The 18,904-nt window shown below is 71.7% G+C and carries 20 protein-coding genes and 1 pseudogene; 17 read left to right on the top strand and 4 right to left on the bottom strand.

All coding sequences use genetic code 11. The annotated features are described in order from the left end of the window. Positions 1-213 precede the first annotated feature (213 nt). Positions 214-2,010, top strand: coding sequence for an acyl-CoA dehydrogenase (locus ACYQ8Q_RS04665; RefSeq protein ID WP_460062174.1), 1,797 nt, complete (start codon positions 214-216; stop codon positions 2,008-2,010). A 13-nt stretch (positions 2,011-2,023) separates the two neighbouring features. On the opposite strand, the gene ACYQ8Q_RS04660 is transcribed toward ACYQ8Q_RS04665, so the two are convergent. Next, positions 2,024-2,605: a VOC family protein gene (locus ACYQ8Q_RS04660; RefSeq protein WP_460062172.1), complete on the bottom strand. Its 582-nt coding sequence runs from the start codon at positions 2,603-2,605 to the stop codon at positions 2,024-2,026. A gap of 238 nt (positions 2,606-2,843) precedes the next feature. Between ACYQ8Q_RS04660 and ACYQ8Q_RS04655 the strand changes: the two genes are divergently transcribed. The 9 genes and pseudogenes from ACYQ8Q_RS04655 to ACYQ8Q_RS04615 all read left to right on the top strand — a co-directional run bounded on the left by ACYQ8Q_RS04655 (position 2,844) and on the right by ACYQ8Q_RS04615 (position 9,930). Further along, a complete protein-coding gene (locus ACYQ8Q_RS04655) occupies positions 2,844-3,653 on the top strand; it encodes an IclR family transcriptional regulator domain-containing protein (protein WP_460062170.1) in 810 nt (269 codons plus the stop codon). 133 nt (positions 3,654-3,786) lie between these two features. Then, a complete protein-coding gene (locus ACYQ8Q_RS04650; protein ID WP_460062169.1) occupies positions 3,787-5,007 on the top strand; it encodes a CaiB/BaiF CoA transferase family protein in 1,221 nt (406 codons plus the stop codon). Further along, positions 5,000-5,815, top strand: a complete 816-nt coding sequence (locus ACYQ8Q_RS04645; protein WP_460073166.1) for a citryl-CoA lyase — start codon at positions 5,000-5,002, stop codon at positions 5,813-5,815. Before ACYQ8Q_RS04650 ends, ACYQ8Q_RS04645 begins: the two co-directional genes overlap by 8 nt. Continuing rightward, positions 5,812-6,552: an alpha/beta fold hydrolase gene (locus tag ACYQ8Q_RS04640; RefSeq protein ID WP_460062168.1), complete on the top strand. Its 741-nt coding sequence runs from the start codon at positions 5,812-5,814 to the stop codon at positions 6,550-6,552. The genes ACYQ8Q_RS04645 and ACYQ8Q_RS04640 overlap by 4 nt, the downstream gene beginning before the upstream one ends. Positions 6,553-6,620: 68 nt before the next feature. Then, positions 6,621-7,520: an oxygenase MpaB family protein gene (locus ACYQ8Q_RS04635; protein ID WP_460062165.1), complete on the top strand. Its 900-nt coding sequence runs from the start codon at positions 6,621-6,623 to the stop codon at positions 7,518-7,520. 125 nt (positions 7,521-7,645) lie between these two features. Next, positions 7,646-7,903, top strand: a pseudogene (locus tag ACYQ8Q_RS04630) (alpha/beta fold hydrolase); the annotation flags it as partial. Positions 7,904-8,355: 452 nt separating this feature from the next. Next, positions 8,356-8,979 carry an RNA polymerase sigma factor gene (locus tag ACYQ8Q_RS04625; RefSeq protein ID WP_460062164.1) on the top strand — a complete coding sequence of 208 codons (624 nt, stop codon included), beginning with the start codon at positions 8,356-8,358 and terminating at the stop codon, positions 8,977-8,979. Beyond that, positions 8,976-9,644 carry a hypothetical protein gene (locus ACYQ8Q_RS04620; RefSeq protein ID WP_460062163.1) on the top strand — a complete coding sequence of 223 codons (669 nt, stop codon included), beginning with the start codon at positions 8,976-8,978 and terminating at the stop codon, positions 9,642-9,644. The genes ACYQ8Q_RS04625 and ACYQ8Q_RS04620 overlap by 4 nt, the downstream gene beginning before the upstream one ends. Positions 9,645-9,753: 109 nt before the next feature. Then, positions 9,754-9,930: a hypothetical protein gene (locus tag ACYQ8Q_RS04615; protein WP_460062160.1), complete on the top strand. Its 177-nt coding sequence runs from the start codon at positions 9,754-9,756 to the stop codon at positions 9,928-9,930. A gap of 238 nt (positions 9,931-10,168) precedes the next feature. Here ACYQ8Q_RS04615 and ACYQ8Q_RS04610 read toward each other — a convergent pair whose 3' ends face one another. Further along, positions 10,169-10,768 (bottom strand): class I SAM-dependent methyltransferase, encoded by a 600-nt coding sequence (locus ACYQ8Q_RS04610; protein ID WP_460062158.1) that lies wholly within the window; start codon positions 10,766-10,768, stop codon positions 10,169-10,171. A gap of 152 nt (positions 10,769-10,920) precedes the next feature. Between ACYQ8Q_RS04610 and ACYQ8Q_RS04605 the strand changes: the two genes are divergently transcribed. The 5 genes from ACYQ8Q_RS04605 to ACYQ8Q_RS04585 all read left to right on the top strand — a co-directional run bounded on the left by ACYQ8Q_RS04605 (position 10,921) and on the right by ACYQ8Q_RS04585 (position 16,008). Continuing rightward, positions 10,921-11,715, top strand: a complete 795-nt coding sequence (locus ACYQ8Q_RS04605) for an MHYT domain-containing protein (RefSeq protein WP_460062156.1) — start codon at positions 10,921-10,923, stop codon at positions 11,713-11,715. 71 nt (positions 11,716-11,786) lie between these two features. Then, positions 11,787-14,330 (top strand): sensor histidine kinase, encoded by a 2,544-nt coding sequence (locus tag ACYQ8Q_RS04600; RefSeq protein WP_460062153.1) that lies wholly within the window; start codon positions 11,787-11,789, stop codon positions 14,328-14,330. Then, positions 14,327-14,764: a roadblock/LC7 domain-containing protein gene (locus tag ACYQ8Q_RS04595; RefSeq protein ID WP_460062150.1), complete on the top strand. Its 438-nt coding sequence runs from the start codon at positions 14,327-14,329 to the stop codon at positions 14,762-14,764. Before ACYQ8Q_RS04600 ends, ACYQ8Q_RS04595 begins: the two co-directional genes overlap by 4 nt. A 22-nt stretch (positions 14,765-14,786) precedes the next feature. Continuing rightward, positions 14,787-15,197, top strand: a complete 411-nt coding sequence (locus ACYQ8Q_RS04590; RefSeq protein WP_460062149.1) for a DUF742 domain-containing protein — start codon at positions 14,787-14,789, stop codon at positions 15,195-15,197. Between the two features lie 205 nt (positions 15,198-15,402). Next, a complete protein-coding gene (locus ACYQ8Q_RS04585; RefSeq protein ID WP_460062147.1) occupies positions 15,403-16,008 on the top strand; it encodes a GTP-binding protein in 606 nt (201 codons plus the stop codon). 11 nt (positions 16,009-16,019) lie between these two features. On the opposite strand, the gene ACYQ8Q_RS04580 is transcribed toward ACYQ8Q_RS04585, so the two are convergent. Then, positions 16,020-16,448, bottom strand: coding sequence for a PPOX class F420-dependent oxidoreductase (locus ACYQ8Q_RS04580; RefSeq protein ID WP_460062145.1), 429 nt, complete (start codon positions 16,446-16,448; stop codon positions 16,020-16,022). Between the two features lie 119 nt (positions 16,449-16,567). Here ACYQ8Q_RS04580 and ACYQ8Q_RS04575 point away from each other — a divergent pair, with 119 nt between their 5' ends. After that, entirely contained in the window at positions 16,568-16,981 is a 414-nt protein-coding gene (locus tag ACYQ8Q_RS04575) for a roadblock/LC7 domain-containing protein (RefSeq protein WP_359281882.1), read from the top strand. 128 nt (positions 16,982-17,109) lie between these two features. Continuing rightward, positions 17,110-17,997, top strand: coding sequence for a DUF6397 family protein (locus ACYQ8Q_RS04570; protein ID WP_460062143.1), 888 nt, complete (start codon positions 17,110-17,112; stop codon positions 17,995-17,997). 17 nt (positions 17,998-18,014) lie between these two features. Here the strand turns inward: ACYQ8Q_RS04570 and ACYQ8Q_RS04565 are convergent, their stop codons facing one another. After that, positions 18,015-18,881, bottom strand: coding sequence for an acyl-CoA thioesterase (locus ACYQ8Q_RS04565; protein ID WP_460062142.1), 867 nt, complete (start codon positions 18,879-18,881; stop codon positions 18,015-18,017). Positions 18,882-18,904 lie beyond the last annotated feature (23 nt).

The following is an 18,904-nucleotide window of genomic DNA, read 5'->3' as shown; positions in this document are numbered from 1 at the left end:
GACGACCTTCCCCGAGATGGCGGTACGCCTTTGCACCGGTCCTTTCACCTCCCTTTACCCAACCTGGAGCAGGACGTGTCTGCCGCGGACCGTGCCCGGCCGGTGATCCGCTGAGCGGACTTCTGGTTGACGTGAACTAAGCGACTGCTTAGTCTGTGACCGGTGCTGGCTTGCGCAGCATGCCCGAATGCCGTCCCCGATCGGATACGCCCCATGGACTCCCTGCTGCTCTCCCGCCGCGACCTGGACTTCCTGCTCCATGACTGGCTGGACGTCACGGCCCTGACCCGCCGGTCCCGTTACGCCGACCACGACCGGGACACCTTCGACGCCGTGCTGGACCTCAGCGAGGCCATCGCGACCCGGCACTTCGCCCCGCACAACAAGAAGAACGACGCGGAGGAGCCCCGCTTCGACGGGGAGCGGGTGCACATCATCCCGGAGGTGAAGGAAGCCCTGCGCGTCTTCGCCGAGGCCGGGCTCACCGGCGCCGCCATGGACTACGAGGTCGGTGGGCAGCAACTGCCCACCGTGGTCGCCAACGCCTGCATGGCCTGGTTCCAGGCCGCCAACGTCGGCACCGCCGCGTATCCGTTCCTCACCATCGGCAACGCCAACCTGCTCCAGGCGCACGGGAGCAAGGAGCAGATCGACGCCTATGTGCGGCCCATGGTCGAGGGCCGTTTCTTCGGCACCATGTGCCTCTCCGAGCCGCAGGCCGGCTCCTCGCTGGCCGACATCACCACCCGGGCCGTGCCGCAGGACGACGGGACGTACCGGATCACCGGCACCAAGATGTGGATCTCCGCCGGCGACCACGAACTCAGCGAGAACATCGTCCATCTGGTGCTCGCCAAGATCCCCGGCGGACCGGCGGGCGTGAAGGGCATCTCGCTGTTCGTCGTGCCGAAGTTCCTCGTCGGGGCGGACGGCGAGGCGGGGGAGCGCAACGACGTCGTGCTGGCCGGCCTCAACCACAAGATGGGCTACCGCGGCACCACCAACACCCTGCTCAACTTCGGTGAAGGCCGGTACACCCCGGGCGGTGCTCCGGGCGCGGTGGGCCACCTGGTCGGCGAGGCCCACCACGGGCTCGCGTACATGTTCCACATGATGAACGAGGCCCGTATCGGCGTCGGGATCGGCGCCACCGCACTCGGCTACACCGGCTACCTGCACGCCCTCGACTACGCCCGCACCCGCCCTCAGGGCCGCCCGCTGACGGGCAAGGACGCGAACGCCCCGCAGACACCCATCATCGAACACGCCGACGTCCGCAGGATGCTGCTGGCCCAGAAGAGCTACGCGGAGGGCGCCCTCGCGCTCAGCCTGTACTGCAGCCGCCTCCTCGACGAGGAGCGCACCGCCGAGCGGGAGCCCGAGCGGGCCCGTGCCCGACTGCTGCTCGACATCCTGACGCCCATCGCCAAGAGCTGGCCGGCGCAGTGGTGCCTGGCCGCCAACGACCTCGCCATCCAGGTGCACGGCGGCTACGGCTACACCCGTGAGTACAACGTCGAGCAGTTCTACCGGGACAACCGTCTCAACCCCATCCATGAGGGCACGCACGGGATCCAGGGACTGGACCTGCTCGGCCGCAAGGCCGTCATGAACGGCGGCGCGGGGCTGAAGCTCCTCCTGGAGACCCTCGCGGCGACCGTCGCCCGAGCCACGGCGGCCGGTGGTGAGGCGGCCGAGCTGGCCGCCCACCTGGAACGGGCCGCGGGCCGTGTCGCGCGGACCACCGCCACGCTGTGGTCCACCGGAGACCCCGCGACCGCGCTGGCCAACGCCTCCGTATACCTCGAAGCCGTCGGTCATGTGGTGCTGGCCTGGATCTGGCTGGAGCAGTTCCTCGCGCTGGGGGACAGGACGGATGGCTTCCACCAGGGCAAGCGGCAGGCGGCCCGGTATTTCTTCCGCGTGGAACTCCCGCGGACCGGACCGCAGTTCGACCTGCTGGACAGCCTGGACCTGACCGCGGGGGACTGCCGGCCCGAGTGGTTCTGATCGACAGGCGGGGTCAGCGGTAGGTGTTGTTGCTGGTGTGCTCGCCCTTGAGCCAGGACGCGAGGTCGGCGTGGGCGGTGCGCCGGCGGTCCGCGTCGCTCTCGTGGATCCCGGGGGCGTCGTGGGTGAATTCGAGGAGCAGGCCGTTGGGGTCGCTCGTGTAGAGGGAGCGGCAGTAGCCGTGCTCCAGGACGTAGGTCTCGTCGGGCCGCCAGCGGGCCGTCTCCAGCCGTTCGGCGATCGCGTTCTGCACCTCCTCGGTGACCTTGAGCGCGATGTGCTGGAACGGCGAGTGGGGCATCTCGGGACCGAACTGCCTCTGGTCCTCGGGGTCGGCGAACTGGAAGAAGGCGAGGGCGCTGCCGTCGCCGAGGCCGTAGAAGGTGTGGCAGTACGTGCGGACCGCGCCGAAGAGTTCGTCCGCCTCCTTCCAGGTCGCGATGAGGGGCAGGCCGATGAGGTCCTCGTAGAAGGCCCGGGTCGCCTCCTGGTCGCGCGTGACGTAGGCGTTGTGGTGCAGCCGCGACGGCAGCGCCGCGGCGGCGACTTCAGAGGAGGAGGCGGAGGAGGCGGAGGCGGAGGAAACCTGAGTCATCGTCGACTCTCCTTTGAGTTCCCTGGACGCGAAGGTCGCCGGGGAGAGGATTCATGTGGCGGACATCTGTCCGCTGTGCGGTCACTGGTCGATACCTTCTGCCCTGAGGCTCCCGGCGTCAAGCCTTGGGGAGGGCTGATCGCGCCCAGGGCGGCCCGCTGCCGGAGGAGGGGCCGGAGTGCGGACAGACGGCAGTAACCTGGACACCCATCAGTGGAGCGACCGAGGGGCGCAGCAGATGCCGCGTACGGGCACCGGGCCTGATTTCATCGAAGCGCTGGCCAGAGGGCTGGAGGTCATCGCCGCCTTCGCCCCGCAGCGGCCGGTGATGTCGCTGTCCGAGGTGGCGGCGACGACCGGTCTCGCCCGGCCGACGGCCCGGCGAATCCTGCTGACGCTCGAGGAACTCGGCTACGTGCGGAGCTCGGACAAGGGCTTTGCGCTCACCCCTCGTGTGCTCGACCTCGGCGCGGCGTACATCGGCTCGCTCGGACTGTGGGACGTGGCCCGGCCGCACATGGAGCGTCTGGTGGCCCGCACGGGCGAGTCCTGCTCGGTCGCGCAGCTCGACGGCAGCGACATCGTCTACGTCGCGCGCGTCGCCGTTCCGAAGATCGTGACGCTCGCGGTACAGATCGGCACCCGCTTCCCGGCGCTGCAGACCTCGTTGGGCAAGGTGCTGCTGGCGGCGCTGGAGCCGGAGGAACTGGAGAGGACGCTGGCGATCCCGACCCGTTCCGGGCTCGTCCCGCGGTGGCGGCCCGGCCCGGACGAGCGGAACGCGGCCCTGCGCGAGGTGCGGGCCCGCGGCTGGGCCCTGGCCGACGAGGATCTGGCGCTGGGCATCCGCTCCGTCGCCGTGCCCCTGCGCGACGGGGAGGGCCGGGTGATCGCGGCGGTGAACGTCAACGTCCATGCCGCCGAGACCTCGGTGCGCACCCTCCTGGACGACCACCTGCCGCTCGTTCTGCAGGTGGCGGGTGACATCAGCTGTGACTTCGCCCGGCTGGCCGCCGTCCCGCACGCGATGGCCACCCCTCGGCCCTGACCCTTCCCCGCTGCCCCGAGCGACCCTGCGCCGGCCGTGAAGTTGCTCTGTGCCCTGTGCCGCTAGGGGGTCGGCATGCCACACTTCCGATTTGGCGGACAAGTGTCCGCTGTGCGGTCGGAGGGATGATGTCATGAAGATGCCCGCTCGATCGGGGGTATCGGGCCAGGGCCCCGGGCCACTGTCGGGACTGCTGGTCGCCGACTTCTCCCGGGTGCTGGCAGGCCCGTACGCGACCATGCTCCTGGCGGACCTCGGTGCCGAGGTGGTCAAGGTCGAGTCGCCCGGCGGAGACGAGACCAGGACGTGGATGCCGCCGACCCGGGGCGAGACGTCGACGTACTACCTCGGCGTCAACCGCAACAAGCGCTCCATCGCGCTCGACCTGCGCGCGGGGGACGACGCCGCGGCGGCCCGTGAGCTCGCGCACCGGGCGGACGTCGTGATCGAGAACTTCAAGCCGGGCACGCTCGCCAAGTACGGCCTGGACTTCGGTGCCGTCGCGGCCGCGAACCCCGGGGTGGTCTACGCCTCGATCAGCGGCTTCGGCTCCGGAGCCGGGCGTCACGTGCCCGGCTACGACCTGATGGTCCAGGCGATATCGGGCCTGATGAGTCTCACGGGGGATCCGGACGGCGAGCCCTACCGGGCCGGCATCTCCGTCTTCGACGTGATGGCCGGCAACCACGCCGCCATCGGCATCCTCGCGGCACTGCGGCACCGTGACGCGACCGGCCGGGGTCAGCACGTCGAGGTCAACCTGCTGTCCTCGGCACTGTCCGGCCTGGTCAACCACAGTTCCGCCTACGTGGCCGGCGGCACCGTGCCCTACCGGATGGGCAACGCCCACCCGAGCGTCTTCCCCTACGAGCCCTTTGCCACCGCGGACCGCGACCTGATCGTCGCCGCCGCCAACGACGGGCAGTTCCGGCGCCTGTGCGAGGTCCTCGGCATTCCCGGGACGGCCGACGACCCCAGATTCGCGCGCAACAAGGACCGCACCGCCCGCCGTGCGGAACTACGTCCGCTGCTGGTGGAACGGCTGGCCACGCGCGGCGCGGCCGAATGGTTCGACGCGCTCGTCGCGGCGGGGGTGCCGGCCGCGCCGATCAACACCATCGACGGGGGATTCGCCCAGGCGGAGCGCTTCGGACTCGACCCGGTCGTCGAGGTGGGCGAGGGCGAGCGGGCCGTACCCATGGCACGTCACCCCATCACGTTCTCGACGACCCCGGCCCGCTACGAGCTGCCGCCTCCCGAACTCGACGAGCACGGACCCGAACTGCGCAAGTGGCTGGCGACACCACAAGCCGCGCAGACGGCACAGGAGGGCGTCCATGGCCTCCATGGCTGACGAGCCCGCTTCCTACCCCACGGCACTGGGCGCCTCCTCCCGCACCTCGATCACGCTGCTCGGCCAGGATCTCGCCCGCGACGTCATGGGCGAGGTCGGCTTCGGTGAACTCGCCTACTGGCTCGCCACCCAGCGCCGCCCCACCCGCGGCCAGGTACGGGTGTTCGAGGCCGTACTGGCCGCGCTCGCCGATCACGGCTTCACCCCCACCGCGATCGTCACCCGCCTCACCTATCTGTCGGCGCCGGACTCGGTACAGGGCGCGCTGGCCGCCGGGCTGCTGGGCGGTGGCTCCCGCTTCCTCGGGGTCACCGAGGACACCGGGACCTTCCTGCACGACGTGCTGGAACGCCACACCGGCCCTCTGCCGTGCGACGAGGCGGAATGGGACGCGCTCGCCCTCGAAACGGTCCGGGCACAGCGGGCGGCCGGACGCTTCGTGCCGGGCCTGGGCCATCACGTCCACAAGGACGGCGACCCGCGCACCCCCCGCCTCCTGGAGATCGCCGCAGAGGAGAATCAGTTCGGCCCCCATCTGTCCCTGTTCGCCGCGATCGGCCGGACGCACCCTCAGGTCCTGGGCAAGACCCTGCCGCTGAACGGCGCCGGGGTGTGCGGAGCCGCACTGGCCGACCTCGACCTGCCCATCCCGCTGCTGCGCGGCTTCGCGCTGCTGGCCCGCACGGCAGGGCTGATCGGCCAACTCGCCGAAGAGATGCGGCATCCGGTCGCGAACGACATCTTCCTCTCCGTCGACCTGAACAACCAGCCCGTCGCACCCGACCCGCACCCCGGGAGCCTGCCGTGAGCCGGTCATCGAGGCGCGAGCCCTTCGTCCTGCTCGTCCACGGCGCCCACCACGGCTCCTGGTGCTGGCAAGAAGTCACCGAGCGGCTGCACCTGGCGGGCCTGCGCAGCCATGCCGTCGACCTCCCGCTCACCTCCTTCACCGACGACACCGAAGCGGTGCGCGACGCGGTCCGGTCCAGGGCACGGCACGGCCCCGTCCTGCTCGTCGCCCACAGCTACGCCGGCCTGCCGGTCTCGGCCGGCGGCCACGCGGCGGCCCGCCTGGCCTACATCGCCGCGCGGATGCCGCTGCCCGGCGAGTCACCGGCCCGGTCGACGCCTCGATGGAACGACCCGGCCTTCCGCCAGGCACTGCGGACAGCTCCCGACGGCACGGTCACCCTGCTGCCGCGCGCCCGCGAGTCGCTCTACTCCGCCACGCCCGCGCAGCACGCCGAACGCGCGGCGGCACTCTGGCGGCCCATGCGCAGCCGGGTGCCCGACACCCCCCTCGACGACCCCGCGTGGCTGACCGTCCCCAGCGCCTACGTCGTGTGCACCGGCGACCGGGCGGTCCGGCCGGACGCCCAGCGCAGCTGCGCCGCGCGCGCCACCGCACGCCTCGAACTCGACTGCGACCACTCGCCGTTCTACTCGGCGCCCGAACCGCTGACCCGGTTCTTGGCCGCGCAGGCGGGTCTCCTCGCGCAGCGGACACCGGGGTCCGCCCTGGAGAGGCCCGAGAACACGGGGTGAATCCCGGAAGGGAGAGCCGGGCGGAACGGATCTGGTTAGAGTCACGGCGACAGAAAGGGAACCCTACGGTGAAGCGATTCGAGCGGCTCGAGCAGATTCGGCGCATGGACCCGTACCGGGACGCCTACGAGATCTACCGGCTCTCCGCGGCGTACGAGTTCCCCTGGGACTTCACCCGCGCCCTCGAACTCGCCCTCTACCGCACCTACGCGGTGCCCGGCATCGGCCGGCTGCTGGCCGAGACGGCGGAGCTCACCGACCGCTCCCAGAAGCGCTACGACGACACGTCCCTGCTCCTGGACGCCGTCATCGAGCACGGATTCGACAGCGAGCGGGGCCGGACGGCGGTGCGTCGCATCAACCAGATGCACCGCAGCTACGACATCGGCAACGACGACCTGCGGTACGTGCTCTGCACGTTCGTCGTCATGCCCAAACGGTGGACCGACGCCTACGGTTGGCGGCGGATGTCCCGCCACGAGATCGTGGCCTCCACCGTCCACTACGGCACGCTCGGCCGCCTCATGGGGATCCGGGGCATCCCCGAGACCTACGAGGAGTTCGAGGACTGTCTCGACGCCTACGAGAAGGCCCACTTCGCCTGGGACGAGCAGGCGCGCCGGGTCTCCGACGCCACGCTGGACCTGATGGCCTCCTGGTATCCACGGGTGCTCGCCCCCGTCCTGCGCACCGCCACCCTCGCCCTGCTCGACGAGCCGCTCCTCACGGCCTTCCGCTACAGCCCACCGAGCCCGGCCGTCCGCGCGCTGGTCCGCGGGGCCGTACGCGCGCGTGGACGGGCGGTGCGACTGCTCCCGCCCCGCCGCGGCCCCCACTACGCGCGGCAGAACTGGGAGATCAAGGGCTATCCGAACGGCTACCGCCTGGAGGATCTGGGCACCCGCCCGGTACCCGGGCTGCGCGGCTGTCCGGTACGGCATGCCAGGGGCGAGTCGGCCGCCGAGTGAGTCCAGGGTCTCGCGCAGCCGACTGATCTCGGCCGCCGAGGTGGCCGGGGCGATGGTCAGCACACCCCGCCGGAACGGGTCGTCGAGTTCCTCGGCGCGCAGGGGCCGGTCACCGTCACCGTGGCCTGCGCGGCGGGGTCGTCCCGGCACCGCAGGAAGGTGAGGTCCGTGCACCAGCGGATTTCGTCGGTGATGTTGTGCTCGCGCTCGTCGGCCTTCCCGGGCACGGCATCAGCGACCGTCCCGAGGACTTCGGGTACACCCCCGAGGAGCACGCCGACGCCTTGGCGGCCGCCCTGGACGCGGCACGGGTGAGCGGTGCGGAACTCGTCGCCCACAGCATGGGTTCCGTGGCCATCGCCCTGGCCCACCGCCGACCGGAGCCGCCTCGGAGGCCAACCGGCTTGGCCACGACTGTGCCGTCACGCACCGTCCGGTTCCTGGATTCTCGCCGTCAACGGACCGTGATCACCCTGGGTGATGCTTTGGGGGTGGGTCGGGGTGCGCGCGCGGGGCGTGCGCCCCATGAAAGTCCTGGTGTGACACAGAACACGGCAGGTATGGGCAGAAGTGTTCGCAACGTCACCCGGACGGGTTAGGGCTGGTCAGAGGGCTACAGAGGGTAACTAGCGGTGCTTGTTGAAGCCTGCACTGTACCGGTGGATCGGGACGCTCGGTGATTTTTTGAGGCGGCCATGAGTGATCCGTCCGCCGAATCACTTAGGTAGGTGTCAGGCCCAACGGGCTGCCGGTGCACACCAGTTGGCACCGGCCTCAGCCGACCCACGATGGAGAGGAACAGCCTGACCATGTGCCGTGCCGACGGGAGGCCCGCATGAGCCACGACGACGCCGCGGAGGGAGCGCCGCCCCCCGCTCAGGGGGCCGGGCTGGCGCAGTCCATGTACCTGCCGCTGGACCTGCCGCTGGACTTCGAGGCCTTCTACCTCGGCCACCAGGAGGTGTTCCACGCCTACGCCGAGGTCCACTTCGGTACCCGCGAAGCCGCCGAAGACGTCATCCACGAGGTGTTCCTCAAGATTCACGCCGGGTGGACCGAACTGCTGAGCGCGGGCAACCTCGAGCAGGGGGCCTGGGCGATCGTGCGGCGGGCCGTGCACGACCGCCTCGAACTGGAAGGGCGCGCGCCGGCCTTCGTCATCAACGGCCCCATCACCCAGGCCATGGACAAGGCCCTGGTCACCGCCCGGGACAAGCTGCAGAGGATGGAGTCCAGCAGCGGCCTGTACGAGGCGATCGCCGAGCTGCCCAACCGCCAGTTCGAGGTCATCGTCCTGCGCTACATCCTCGGCTACCCCACCGCCAAGGTCGCCTGGTACGTCGGCATCGACGAACGCACCGTCGGCCACCACCTGCGCCGCGGCAAGGAACGCCTGCGCATCAAGCTCGGCCTGCCCGACGAACGCAAGAGGCCCAAGCGAAAGGGAGAAGGACCGTGACCACCCTCGACACCCTCCTGGACGACGCCCGCCTGCCGGTCACCGCCCCGCGCCGCTTCGACGTCGCCGCGGGCCTGCGCCGCCTCGCCGCCGACGCCTCCCGCTCCACCCCCACCACCGAGATCGCCCGCGCGGCCCAGGCCGGTCAGCGCCTGGGCATCGTGTGCCGGTGGGTCCTCAACGAACCCGCTGCCGCCGACCATGTCGCCAAGATCGCCGAAGACCCCGACCGCGGGCCGCTCACCGAGGCCCATATGGACGTCGACGGCGCCCTCGTCTTCGCCTGCCTGCTCTACCTCACCGGCCATGCCGAATCCGCCCAGTTCTGGTGGCAGCTCGCCGCCGGCGCCGGAAGCCGTGCCGCCGCCTACTGCCTGCACCTGCACCACCTGGCCCTAGGGGAGTCCAAGCGCTCCTGGCACTGGTTCCACCAGCTCACCCACTCCATGGCCGACACCACACCGCCCGACGCCACCTTCCTCGAAGGCCTGGAGATCTTCGCCCGCTACGTCCGCATCAACGGCTCCCGTGCCCTGCCCCCGACCGGCCGTCTGGAGAACGAAGTCGACCGCCTCGCCGCACGCACACCCGACGCCTCCGTCATCGTCGCCCGGCCCGACCAGCAACTGGTCGACAGCCTCCAGGAGTTCACCGCCAGCCGCTGACCCGGCCCGGCGCCACAAGCAAACGGGGAGTCCCCTCCCGGCCACCGGTTCCAAGGCCACCGGCCGGACGGACTCCCCACCACGACGCCAACGGAAAGGGACGTCTCCCATGAGCCCCAGCCCCCACCCACCCCTCACCGGCAGGAAACGGCGGACCTCCGCCCTGGCCTGGCTCGCCCGCCGCCGGCGCACCGCGCTCACCCATCTCCTGCGCGGGGCCTGCTACGGCATCGGCACCGGCCTCATCGGGCTCTTCTTCGTGTGGGCGGAGAAGTACATGGTGTGACCTCGACCGACAAGCATGCGAGAAGGGCATGCCCACTTCAGCCGTGGCAGGCGGCTGCTCCCGGCCGCGTGCGGAGCGCTGCCGCGTCGTCTCGTCGGCCGCTTCGACTTCCCGGGCCCGGCACTGTCTGTGCGCGTGGCGGATGGTCGTCAAGTCTTCGTCGACGCCGACCATGTCCCTCTCCATGGCGAACGCAGTGGTGTGCTCGCCCGGGAGGTCGCCGCGGCCGTGTGAGCCGTCAGCCGTCCCGGACGGCCAGGGCGAGGAATCGGGTGTCCTCGTCGACGTACGAGGTCATGCGCCAGCCGGAACCGGCCAGCAGGGGGCGCAGGTTCGGCTCCGCGCGCAGGTCCTCCGGCGTGAGCTGCCGTCCCTGGCGTGCGGCGAGGGCGGCCCGTCCGATCGGATGGAACAGCGCCAGGACGCCGCCGGGGCGCACCACCCGGGCCAGCTCCCGCAGGTTCTCCGCCGGCCGGGGGAGATGGGCGATCAGCCCCGCCGCGAACACCGCGTCGAGCGACTCGTCCCGCAGGGGGAGCGCGGCGACGTCGGCGAGCAGCAGCCGCCCCGCGCGGTCACGTCCGGCCCGTACGGCGGCCTGGAGCATGGCCGGGGTCAGATCGGCCCCGACGACCACTCCCGAGGGCCCCACGGCCGTCCGCAGCGGCGGCAGGGCCCGTCCGGTGCCGCAGCCGGCGTCCAGCACGCGGCTGCCCTCCCGCAGTCCGAGCTCGTCGACGGCCGCCGCGTAGACGGGGCCGTCGTCGGGGAAGCGGGTGTCCCAGTCCGCCGCCCGCGCGCCGAAGAACTCCTGGACATGTGTGTGGTCGTCGCTCATGGTCCGCATGATCCCTCACCGTCAGGGAGGATGTCGCTGTGCGCAGGTTCGAGCGCGTGACGATCAGGTCGGCGCACTTATGTGTCACATTCCATCACCTTTCGAAATGCGCCCCCTTTGTGCACCCGTGCCCCCACTAGCGTCCCCTGGCCATGGGACACCTGGACCACGCCGCCTTCGGCTGGCTGACCCCCGTACTGTCGTACGTGATGGCGTGCATAGGCGCCGCCCTCGGGCTGCGCTGCACCGTGCGCGCCCTCGGCGCCACCGGGCGCTCACGGCGCAACTGGCTGATCACCGCCGCCTCCGCGCTCGGCACCGGCATCTGGACCATGCACTTCGTGGCCATGCTCGGCTTCGCCGTCGGCGGCACCGACATCCGCTACGACGTTCCGCTGACCGTGCTCAGCCTTCTCGTCGCCATGGTCGTCGTCTGCGCCGGTGTCTTCGCCGTCGGATACGGCCGTGACCGCACGCGCGCGTTGCTGATCGGCGGGCTCACCACCGGGGTCGGCGTGGCGAGCATGCACTACCTGGGCATGGCCGCGGTCCGACTGCACGGCGACGTCTCCTACGATCCGACGCGCGTCGCCCTCTCCGTCCTGATCGCCGTCGTCGCCGCGACCGCGGCCCTGTGGGCGGCGCTCAACATCAAGTCGCCGATCGCGGTCACCGTCGCCTCGCTGGTCATGGGCGCGGCGGTCAGCAGCATGCACTACACCGGCATGTTCGCGGTGAACGTGCACGTCACACCTTCCGGAGCGGTGCTGCCCGGGGCCACGGCGATGCAGTTCATCTTCCCCCTCGCCGTCGGCCTCGGGTCCTATCTCTTCCTGACCTCGGCCTTCGTCGCGCTGTCGCCCACCACGGGCGAGCGCGAGGCATCAGCCTCGGCCCAGCAGCCGCTGGAGAGCGGTGCCGTCCGCGGTCCGGCCCGGACCGTGTGACCGGGCCGGACCGCACGCCCCGATCCGTTCCGGACGGCGCGTCCCCCGAACTTCTTCCGAGCGAGGAGGCCATGCGTACACCCCGTAGGACCCCCACCGCCGGCGCCGAGACGCCGCCCCCGGTGCGCGGGCGGCGCGCCCACGCCGGGCCCCCCGCCGACGAGGGCCCGGACGAACAGCCGGGCGCGCCGGCCGACGCGACACCCCCGCGCGCGGGACGTCGGCACCTGCGGCCGCGCACCGTACGGGCCAAGATCATCTGCCTGCTGATGGTGCCGGTCGTCTCCCTGCTGGCCCTGTGGGCGTACGCCACCGTCAGCACCGCCCAGGACATCTCCCGGCTGCGCCAGCTGCAGCGCGTGGACTCCCAGGTCCGTACGCCCGTCGCGGCGGCGGTGGCCGCCCTGCAGAACGAGCGGGCGGCCGCCGTACGGTACGCGACCGAACCCGCGGCCGGGCAGGACGACGACCTCGGGCGGCTCGCGGAGCGCACGGACGCGGCCGTGGCCCGGCTCCGCCTCGGCGACCACAGCACCGTCGCCGACGGCCAGGACCTGCCCGCCGGAGTCGCCCGGCGGCTCGAGACCTTCGTCTCCGGCGCCGAGGCCCTGCACCCGCTGCGGACCGCCGTGCTCGACGGCGACGCCGACTGGCGGGACGCCTACGACCGGTACACCGCCACCCTCTCGGCGGCGTTCCAGGTCGACGGCGCGCTCTCCGGCATCCAGGACGCCGAACTCGGCTCCGACGCGCGCGTGCTGCTCGAATTCTCCCGCGCGGGCGAGGCCCTCGCCCAGGAGGACACCGTCCTCGCGAGCGCCCGTCTGACCGGCCGCCTGGACGGCGAGCGCCTGCGGCTGTTCACCGGCGCCGTCGCCACCCGCCGTACCTTGGCCGAGTCGGCCGCCGCCGACCTGCGCGGACCCGAACGCACCGCCTGGCAGCGCCTCGCCGCGGGCAGCGCCTACACCGCTCTGGCCGCCACCGAGGACCGCGTGCTGGCGGGCGGATCGGGCGCGAAAGCGCTTTCGGCCGCTTCGGGGGCCACCTGGGACAAGGCCCACGCGCGCGTGCGGGACGACCTGCGCGGAATCGAGTCGGCCGCCGGACGCGACGTCGCGGACCGCGCCGACCCGTTCACCCGGGGAGCGCTCACCCCCGCGGGCGCCGCGGTCCTCTTCGGTCTCGCCGCCGTCGTCGCGTCGCTCGTGATCTCCGTACGCATCGGACGCGGACTCGTCGTGGAACTCGTCAGCCTGCGCAACAGCGCCCTGGAGATCGCCCGGCGCAAACTTCCCGAGGCCATGCGCCGACTCCGCGCCGGGGACGAGATCGACATCCGCGCGGAGGCGCCGCCCGGACCGGCCGCCGAGGACGAGACCGGCCAGGTGGCCGAGGCCCTGACCACCGTGCACCGGGCCGCGCTGCGGGCGGCGGTGGAGCGTGCCGAACTCGCCAGCGGCATCTCCGGGGTCTTCGTCAACCTCGCCCGCCGCAGCCAGGTCCTCGTCCACCGCCAGCTGAGCCTCCTGGACAGCATGGAGCGCCGCTCCGACGACCCCGATGAGCTGAGCGACCTCTTCCGGCTCGACCATCTCACCACCCGCATGCGGCGCCATGCCGAGAGCCTGATCATCCTCTCGGGAGCGGCCCCGGGCCGCGCCTGGCGTATGCCGGTCTCCCTGACCAACGTGGTCCGCGCCGCGGTCTCCGAGGTCGAGGACTACGCGCGCGTGGAGGTACGGCAGCTTCCCGAGACCTCCGTCGTAGGCGCCGCCGTTGCGGACCTCACCCATCTGCTCGCCGAACTCGTCGAGAACGCCGCCCAGTTCTCCCCGCCGCACACGCGCGTGCGCGTCACGGGCGAACCCGTCGGCAACGGCTACGCCGTCGAGGTGGAGGACCGCGGGCTCGGCATGGGCAAGGAGACCCTCGCGGAGGCCAACCGGCGCATCGCGCAGTCCGAGGCGCTCGACCTGTTCGACAGCGACCGGCTCGGGCTGTTCGTCGTCAGCAGGCTCTCCGCCCGCCACGGCGTCAAGGTGCATCTGCGGACCTCGCCCTACGGCGGCACCACCGCGGTCGTCCTGCTGCCGACGGCCCTGCTGCACGGCGGGAAGCCGGAACGTTCCGCCCTGGAGGCGGCGGAGGCCGAGGAGTCCACGGCACGCGAGTACGCGCGCGTGCCCGTCCCCGACCGGCCGATGCCCGGGCCGGAGGCCGTCCCCGGACCGGAGGCCGTATCCGCGCCCGCCGACCGGCCCGCCCTGGTCGCCCCCGTCCGCGCCGCCGCCGAGCCGGCCGTCGCCGACCCCCCGCCTCCTGGAGTCACCGCCTTGCGTCTGCATCGCCCGCCGGACGACGCCGAGGGATCGGACGACCTCCCGCGCCGGGTCCGGCAGGCGCACCTCGCCCCCCAACTGCGCAGGTCGCCCGCCGAGGAACCGCCTCGGGAGACCCGCCCGCGCGACGACGGGCGCACCCCCGAACTGGTGCGCGACCGGATGGCCGCCTACCGGGCCGGCTGGGCACGCGGCGGCGGCAGGCAACCCGGCCGGGGCGGAGCCCCGCATCCCGCACCCGGCAGCGACAGCAGCGAAGGAGACCCCGCATGATCCAGGACCCGAGCACGAGGCCGGCCCAGAGGTCCGGTGAACTCGACTGGCTGCTGGACGACTTGGTGATGCGCGTCAGCGCGGTACGGCACGCCGTGGTGCTGTCCAACGACGGCCTCGCCGTCGGCGCCTCCACCGGCCTCAGCCGTGAGGACGCCGAACACCTCGCGGCCGTCGCCTCCGGCTTCCACAGCCTCGCCAAGGGCGCCGGCCGTCACTTCGGCGCCGGCGGCGTCCGGCAGACCATGGTGGAGATGGACGACGGCTTCCTGTTCGTGGCCGCCGCCGGAGACGGCTCCTGCCTCGCCCTCCTCACCGCCGTCACCGCCGACATCGGCCTGGTCGCCTACGAGATGGCGCGGCTGGTCAAACGGGTCGGCGAGCACCTCTTCACCGGCCCGCGCACGGGCGCGCGGCCGCCCGCCGCCGGATGAGACGAGAGAGCGACCGGCCGACATGACCGAGGACATGACCGGCGTCCCGCACGAGCCGGGCAGCCAGTGGTACGACAACGAGGCCGGACCCCTGGTGCGCCCGTACGCCATGACAGGCGGCCGCACCAAGCCGGGCCCCACCGGAGTGCGCTTCGATCTGATCGCCCTGGTCACCCTGGACCCGGAGGCGCCCGACGCGGACGGCCCGGCACTCGGACCCGAGCACCATGCGCTCATCGACCTGTGCCGCACCGAGACGCAGTCGGTCGCCGAACTCGCGGCGGGCGCGGACCTGCCCGTGGGGGTGGTCCGGGTCCTCCTCGGCGACCTCCTGGAGCTCGGCCTCGTCACCGTCAGCCGGCCGGTCCCGCCCGCGCATCTGCCCGACGAACGCATCCTCCGCGAGGTGATCGAGGGGCTGAGGGCCCTGTAGCCCCTGCGGACGCACACCCGAGCCGACCCGGACGTGGAACCGACCCGCCTGGCACAGGCTCACGCACACCTTCCGACCGCGAACGCGCACCGCGCGGTCAGATCGGGCAGATTACGGTCGAACCCCTCGGAAAGGGGCCTCAGTTGTCATGATGCTGACTTCGCACACCTGCACCGCAGCCGTCCTCTCCCGAGAGAAGTGATCCATGGTCTCCGAGCACTCCGATGCCACAGGTGGCGATACGGCCCCCCTGGCGTTGAAGATTCTGGTCGCCGGCGGGTTCGGCGTCGGCAAGACCACCCTGGTGGGCGCGGTCAGCGAGATCAAACCGCTGCGCACCGAGGAACTGCTGAGCGAAGCCGGCCAGTGGGTGGACGACACCGACGGCGTGGACCACAAGGTCACCACGACCGTCGCCATGGACTTCGGCCGGATCACCATCCGCTCCGGCCTCTCCCTGTACCTCTTCGGCACTCCCGGCCAGGACCGCTTCTGGTTCCTGTGGGACGAGTTGTCACAAGGCGCGCTGGGCGCGGTCGTCCTGGCCGACACCCGGCGCCTCGAGGACTGTTTCCCCGCCGTCGACTACTTCGAGCACCGGCACATCCCCTTCGTCGTCGCCGTCAACTGCTTCACCGGCGCCCGGACCTACGGAGCCCAGGACGTCTCGCGCGCCCTCGACCTCGACGGCGGAACCCCCGTCGTGCTGTGCGACGCACGGGACCGCGCCTCGGGGAAGGAGGTGCTGATCCGGCTCGTCGAGTACGCCGGACGGATGCACACCGCCCGGCTGCTCGACTCGGTGAGCTGAGGCGGTACCCGTCAGCCGGCGATCGACTTCCGTGCCAGCACCTTCTCGATCGCGACCCGCACCAGCAGTTCACCGGGTACGCCGTTGCGGGCGCCGAACTCCTCGGCACGCTCCTCGCCCATGTACCGGGCCCCGATGCGGGCCGCCCAATACCGGACCTCGTCGAGCTCCTCCGAGATCCGGGCCCGGCCCTGGAGCACCACGAAGTCGAACGGCGGCCGGTCGTCGTCCACGCACAGGGCGATCCGGCCGTCCCGCGCCAGATTGCGCCCCTTCACCGTCTCCTTGCCGGTGTTGAACACCACGTCGTCCCCGTCGAGCAGGAACCACACGGGTGCCACGTGCGGACTGCCGTCGGACCGGACCGTGCACAGTTTTCCGGTGCGGGTGCCGTTCGAGACGAACGCCCGCCACTCGTCGTCGGTCATCTTCTGCGCCATGCCGCAATCCTCCTTGCTCCGGCGCCCGTTCCTGGGGAAGGCTGGCGGGCGTTTCCTCCGGCGAGGCGGAGGGGACACGGGGGAATCTCACGGGGAACGACACGCGGGGAGACGGAGACATGGCGCAGAACCAGGGGCTGGGCTGGCTGCTGGACGACCTGACCGAGCGCGTCGACCACGTCCGCCATGCGCTGGTCCTGTCCAACGACGGACTGGTGGCGGGCGCGAGCACCGGACTGCGCCGCGAGGACGCGGAGCACCTCGCCGCGGTCTCGTCCGGACTGCACAGCCTGGCCAAGGGGTCGGGACGCCACTTCGGCGCCGGCCAGGTACGCCAGACCATGATCGAGTTCGATGAGGCACTGCTCTTCGTCACCGCGGCCGGCTCCGGCAGCTGTCTGTGCGTGCTCAGCGGAGCGCAGGCCGACATGGGCCAGATCGCGTACGAGATGACGCTGCTCGTCAGCCGGGTCGGCGAGCACCTCACGGTGGACGCCCGGCAGCCCGACCGGGCCCCGCTGGAAGACCTCTGACCTGCCTTTTTCTCGACCCCCGTGGAGTTATCCACAGGCCCGCCACGAGATCCGCGCTTCCGGCTACGGTTTTTCCGAGGCCACCGCGGACCGTGCGGGGCCGCCGTACTCCACGGGGGAGACCGAACATGTCCGGAAACACCGTCGTCCCACAGCAGGCACCGTCGTGCACCGCGAGCCGCGCGGCGCGGGAACTCGGTCTGAAACGAAGCGAGTTCGACCTCGCAGTGCACCTGGGGCGGATCAGGACCGTCCCCGACGAAGGCGGAGGGGGCCGCCGTGTCGTGCCCCGCTCGGAACTCGACCGGTTGCTCGGAGCCACGCAGGACCTGCGGGAACACGTGCGGGTCGTCGGCACCGGCGAGGCGGCCGCCCTCATGCGGGTACCGGCCTCCCGGTTCACCCGCCTCGCCCGGGTGGGACTCGTCGTGCCGGTGAAGTTCTATCTGAACCGCTATCGGGCCGTCGTCTGGCTGTATCTGGCCCGAGAGCTGGAGCAGTTCACCGCCGACGAGCACAACGCCTTCCTGCTCAAGGGCCGCACCCCCGAGCCGCTGCGGGCCCACCTGGCGGCCGGCTGCGATCTCAGGGCCCGGAACTGGCGAGGGCGCCACCTGGGCTTCCTGCTCCAGCAGTGCGACGACCCCTGGCAACGGGCCGGAGCCCTGGCCGCGTTCCTCGACCCGCTCCAGATCGCGGAGATCCTCGAGGACCCCTACGAGCGCACCCACCTGAACCGGTTCCGGCCCGGACCACCCGCCCACGGCGCCCCGGGCAGCCCGGCCGCACACCTCGTCGAGAAGATCGTCACGGCCGACGACCCGGACGAGATCGCCTGGCTCCGGGCCGATCTGGACCGCACCCTGGACGAAGCCCGCACACACCGGCCCGCGCCGCGCCCGGCACCCCCACGCCCTGCCGAGGAACCACCGCCCCCACGCCCCGCGGCGGAACCACGGACGCCACGGCGCCCCCGGCGCGGCCTGCTGAGCCTCCTGCGCCGCAGAGGCTCCTGACAGGTGACAGCCACCCGCTACAGCTTGCGGAACAGCCCTTCCTGGACGACCGACACCAGCAGGCGCCCCTGAAGGTCGTAGATCCGCCCGCGGGCCAGACCGCGCCCGCCGGTGGCGATCGGTGACTCCTGGTCGTACAGGAACCACTCGTCCGCGCGGAATGGCCGGTGGAACCACATCGCGTGGTCCAGCGACGCCATGTCGAAGTTCCGCTGCCCCCACAGGGGTTCCACCGGCAACCGGACGGCGTCCAGGAGCGTCATGTCGCTGGCGTACGTCAGCGCGCAGGTGTGCACCAGCGGATCGTCGCCCAGCGGCCCGACCGCGCGCATCCACACCGCGCTGCGCGGCTCGGCGTCCTTGACGTCCTCGGCGCTCCAGCGCAGCCGGTCCGCGTACCGGATGTCGAAGGGCTGGCGGCGCGCCATCCGCTCCAACTGCTCGGGCAGCGCGCCCAGATGCTGCCGGATCTCCTCCGTGACCGTCGGCAGCGACTCCGGGTCCGGGACCTCACGGGCCGGCGGCAGCTGGTGCTCGAAGGGTCCTTCCTCAGGCTTGTGAAAGGAGGCGGTGAGATTGAAGATCGTGCGGCCCTGCTGCACGGCGGTGACCCGGCGCGTGGTGAAGGACCGCCCGTCCCGCACCCTCTCGACCTGGTACACGATCGGCACACCCGGCCGTCCCGGGCGCAGGAAGTACGCGTGCAGCGAGTGCACGGGCCGGTCGCCGTCGGTGGTCCGGCCGGCCGCGACCAGCGCCTGGCCGGCCACCTGCCCGCCGAAGACCCGCTGCAGGGACTCCTGCGGGCTTCGACCGCGGAAGATGTTGACCTCGATCTGCTCCAGGTCGAGCAGGTCGACGAGTCTCTCGGCGGGGTTCGTCATCGGTGCGCTTCTCCTGTGCCTCG

This window comes from Streptomyces sp. YKOK-I1 (genome assembly GCF_054660435.1).
Note: the sequence above shows the minus strand (reverse complement) of the source record. Positions and strands in the feature narration are given on the sequence as shown.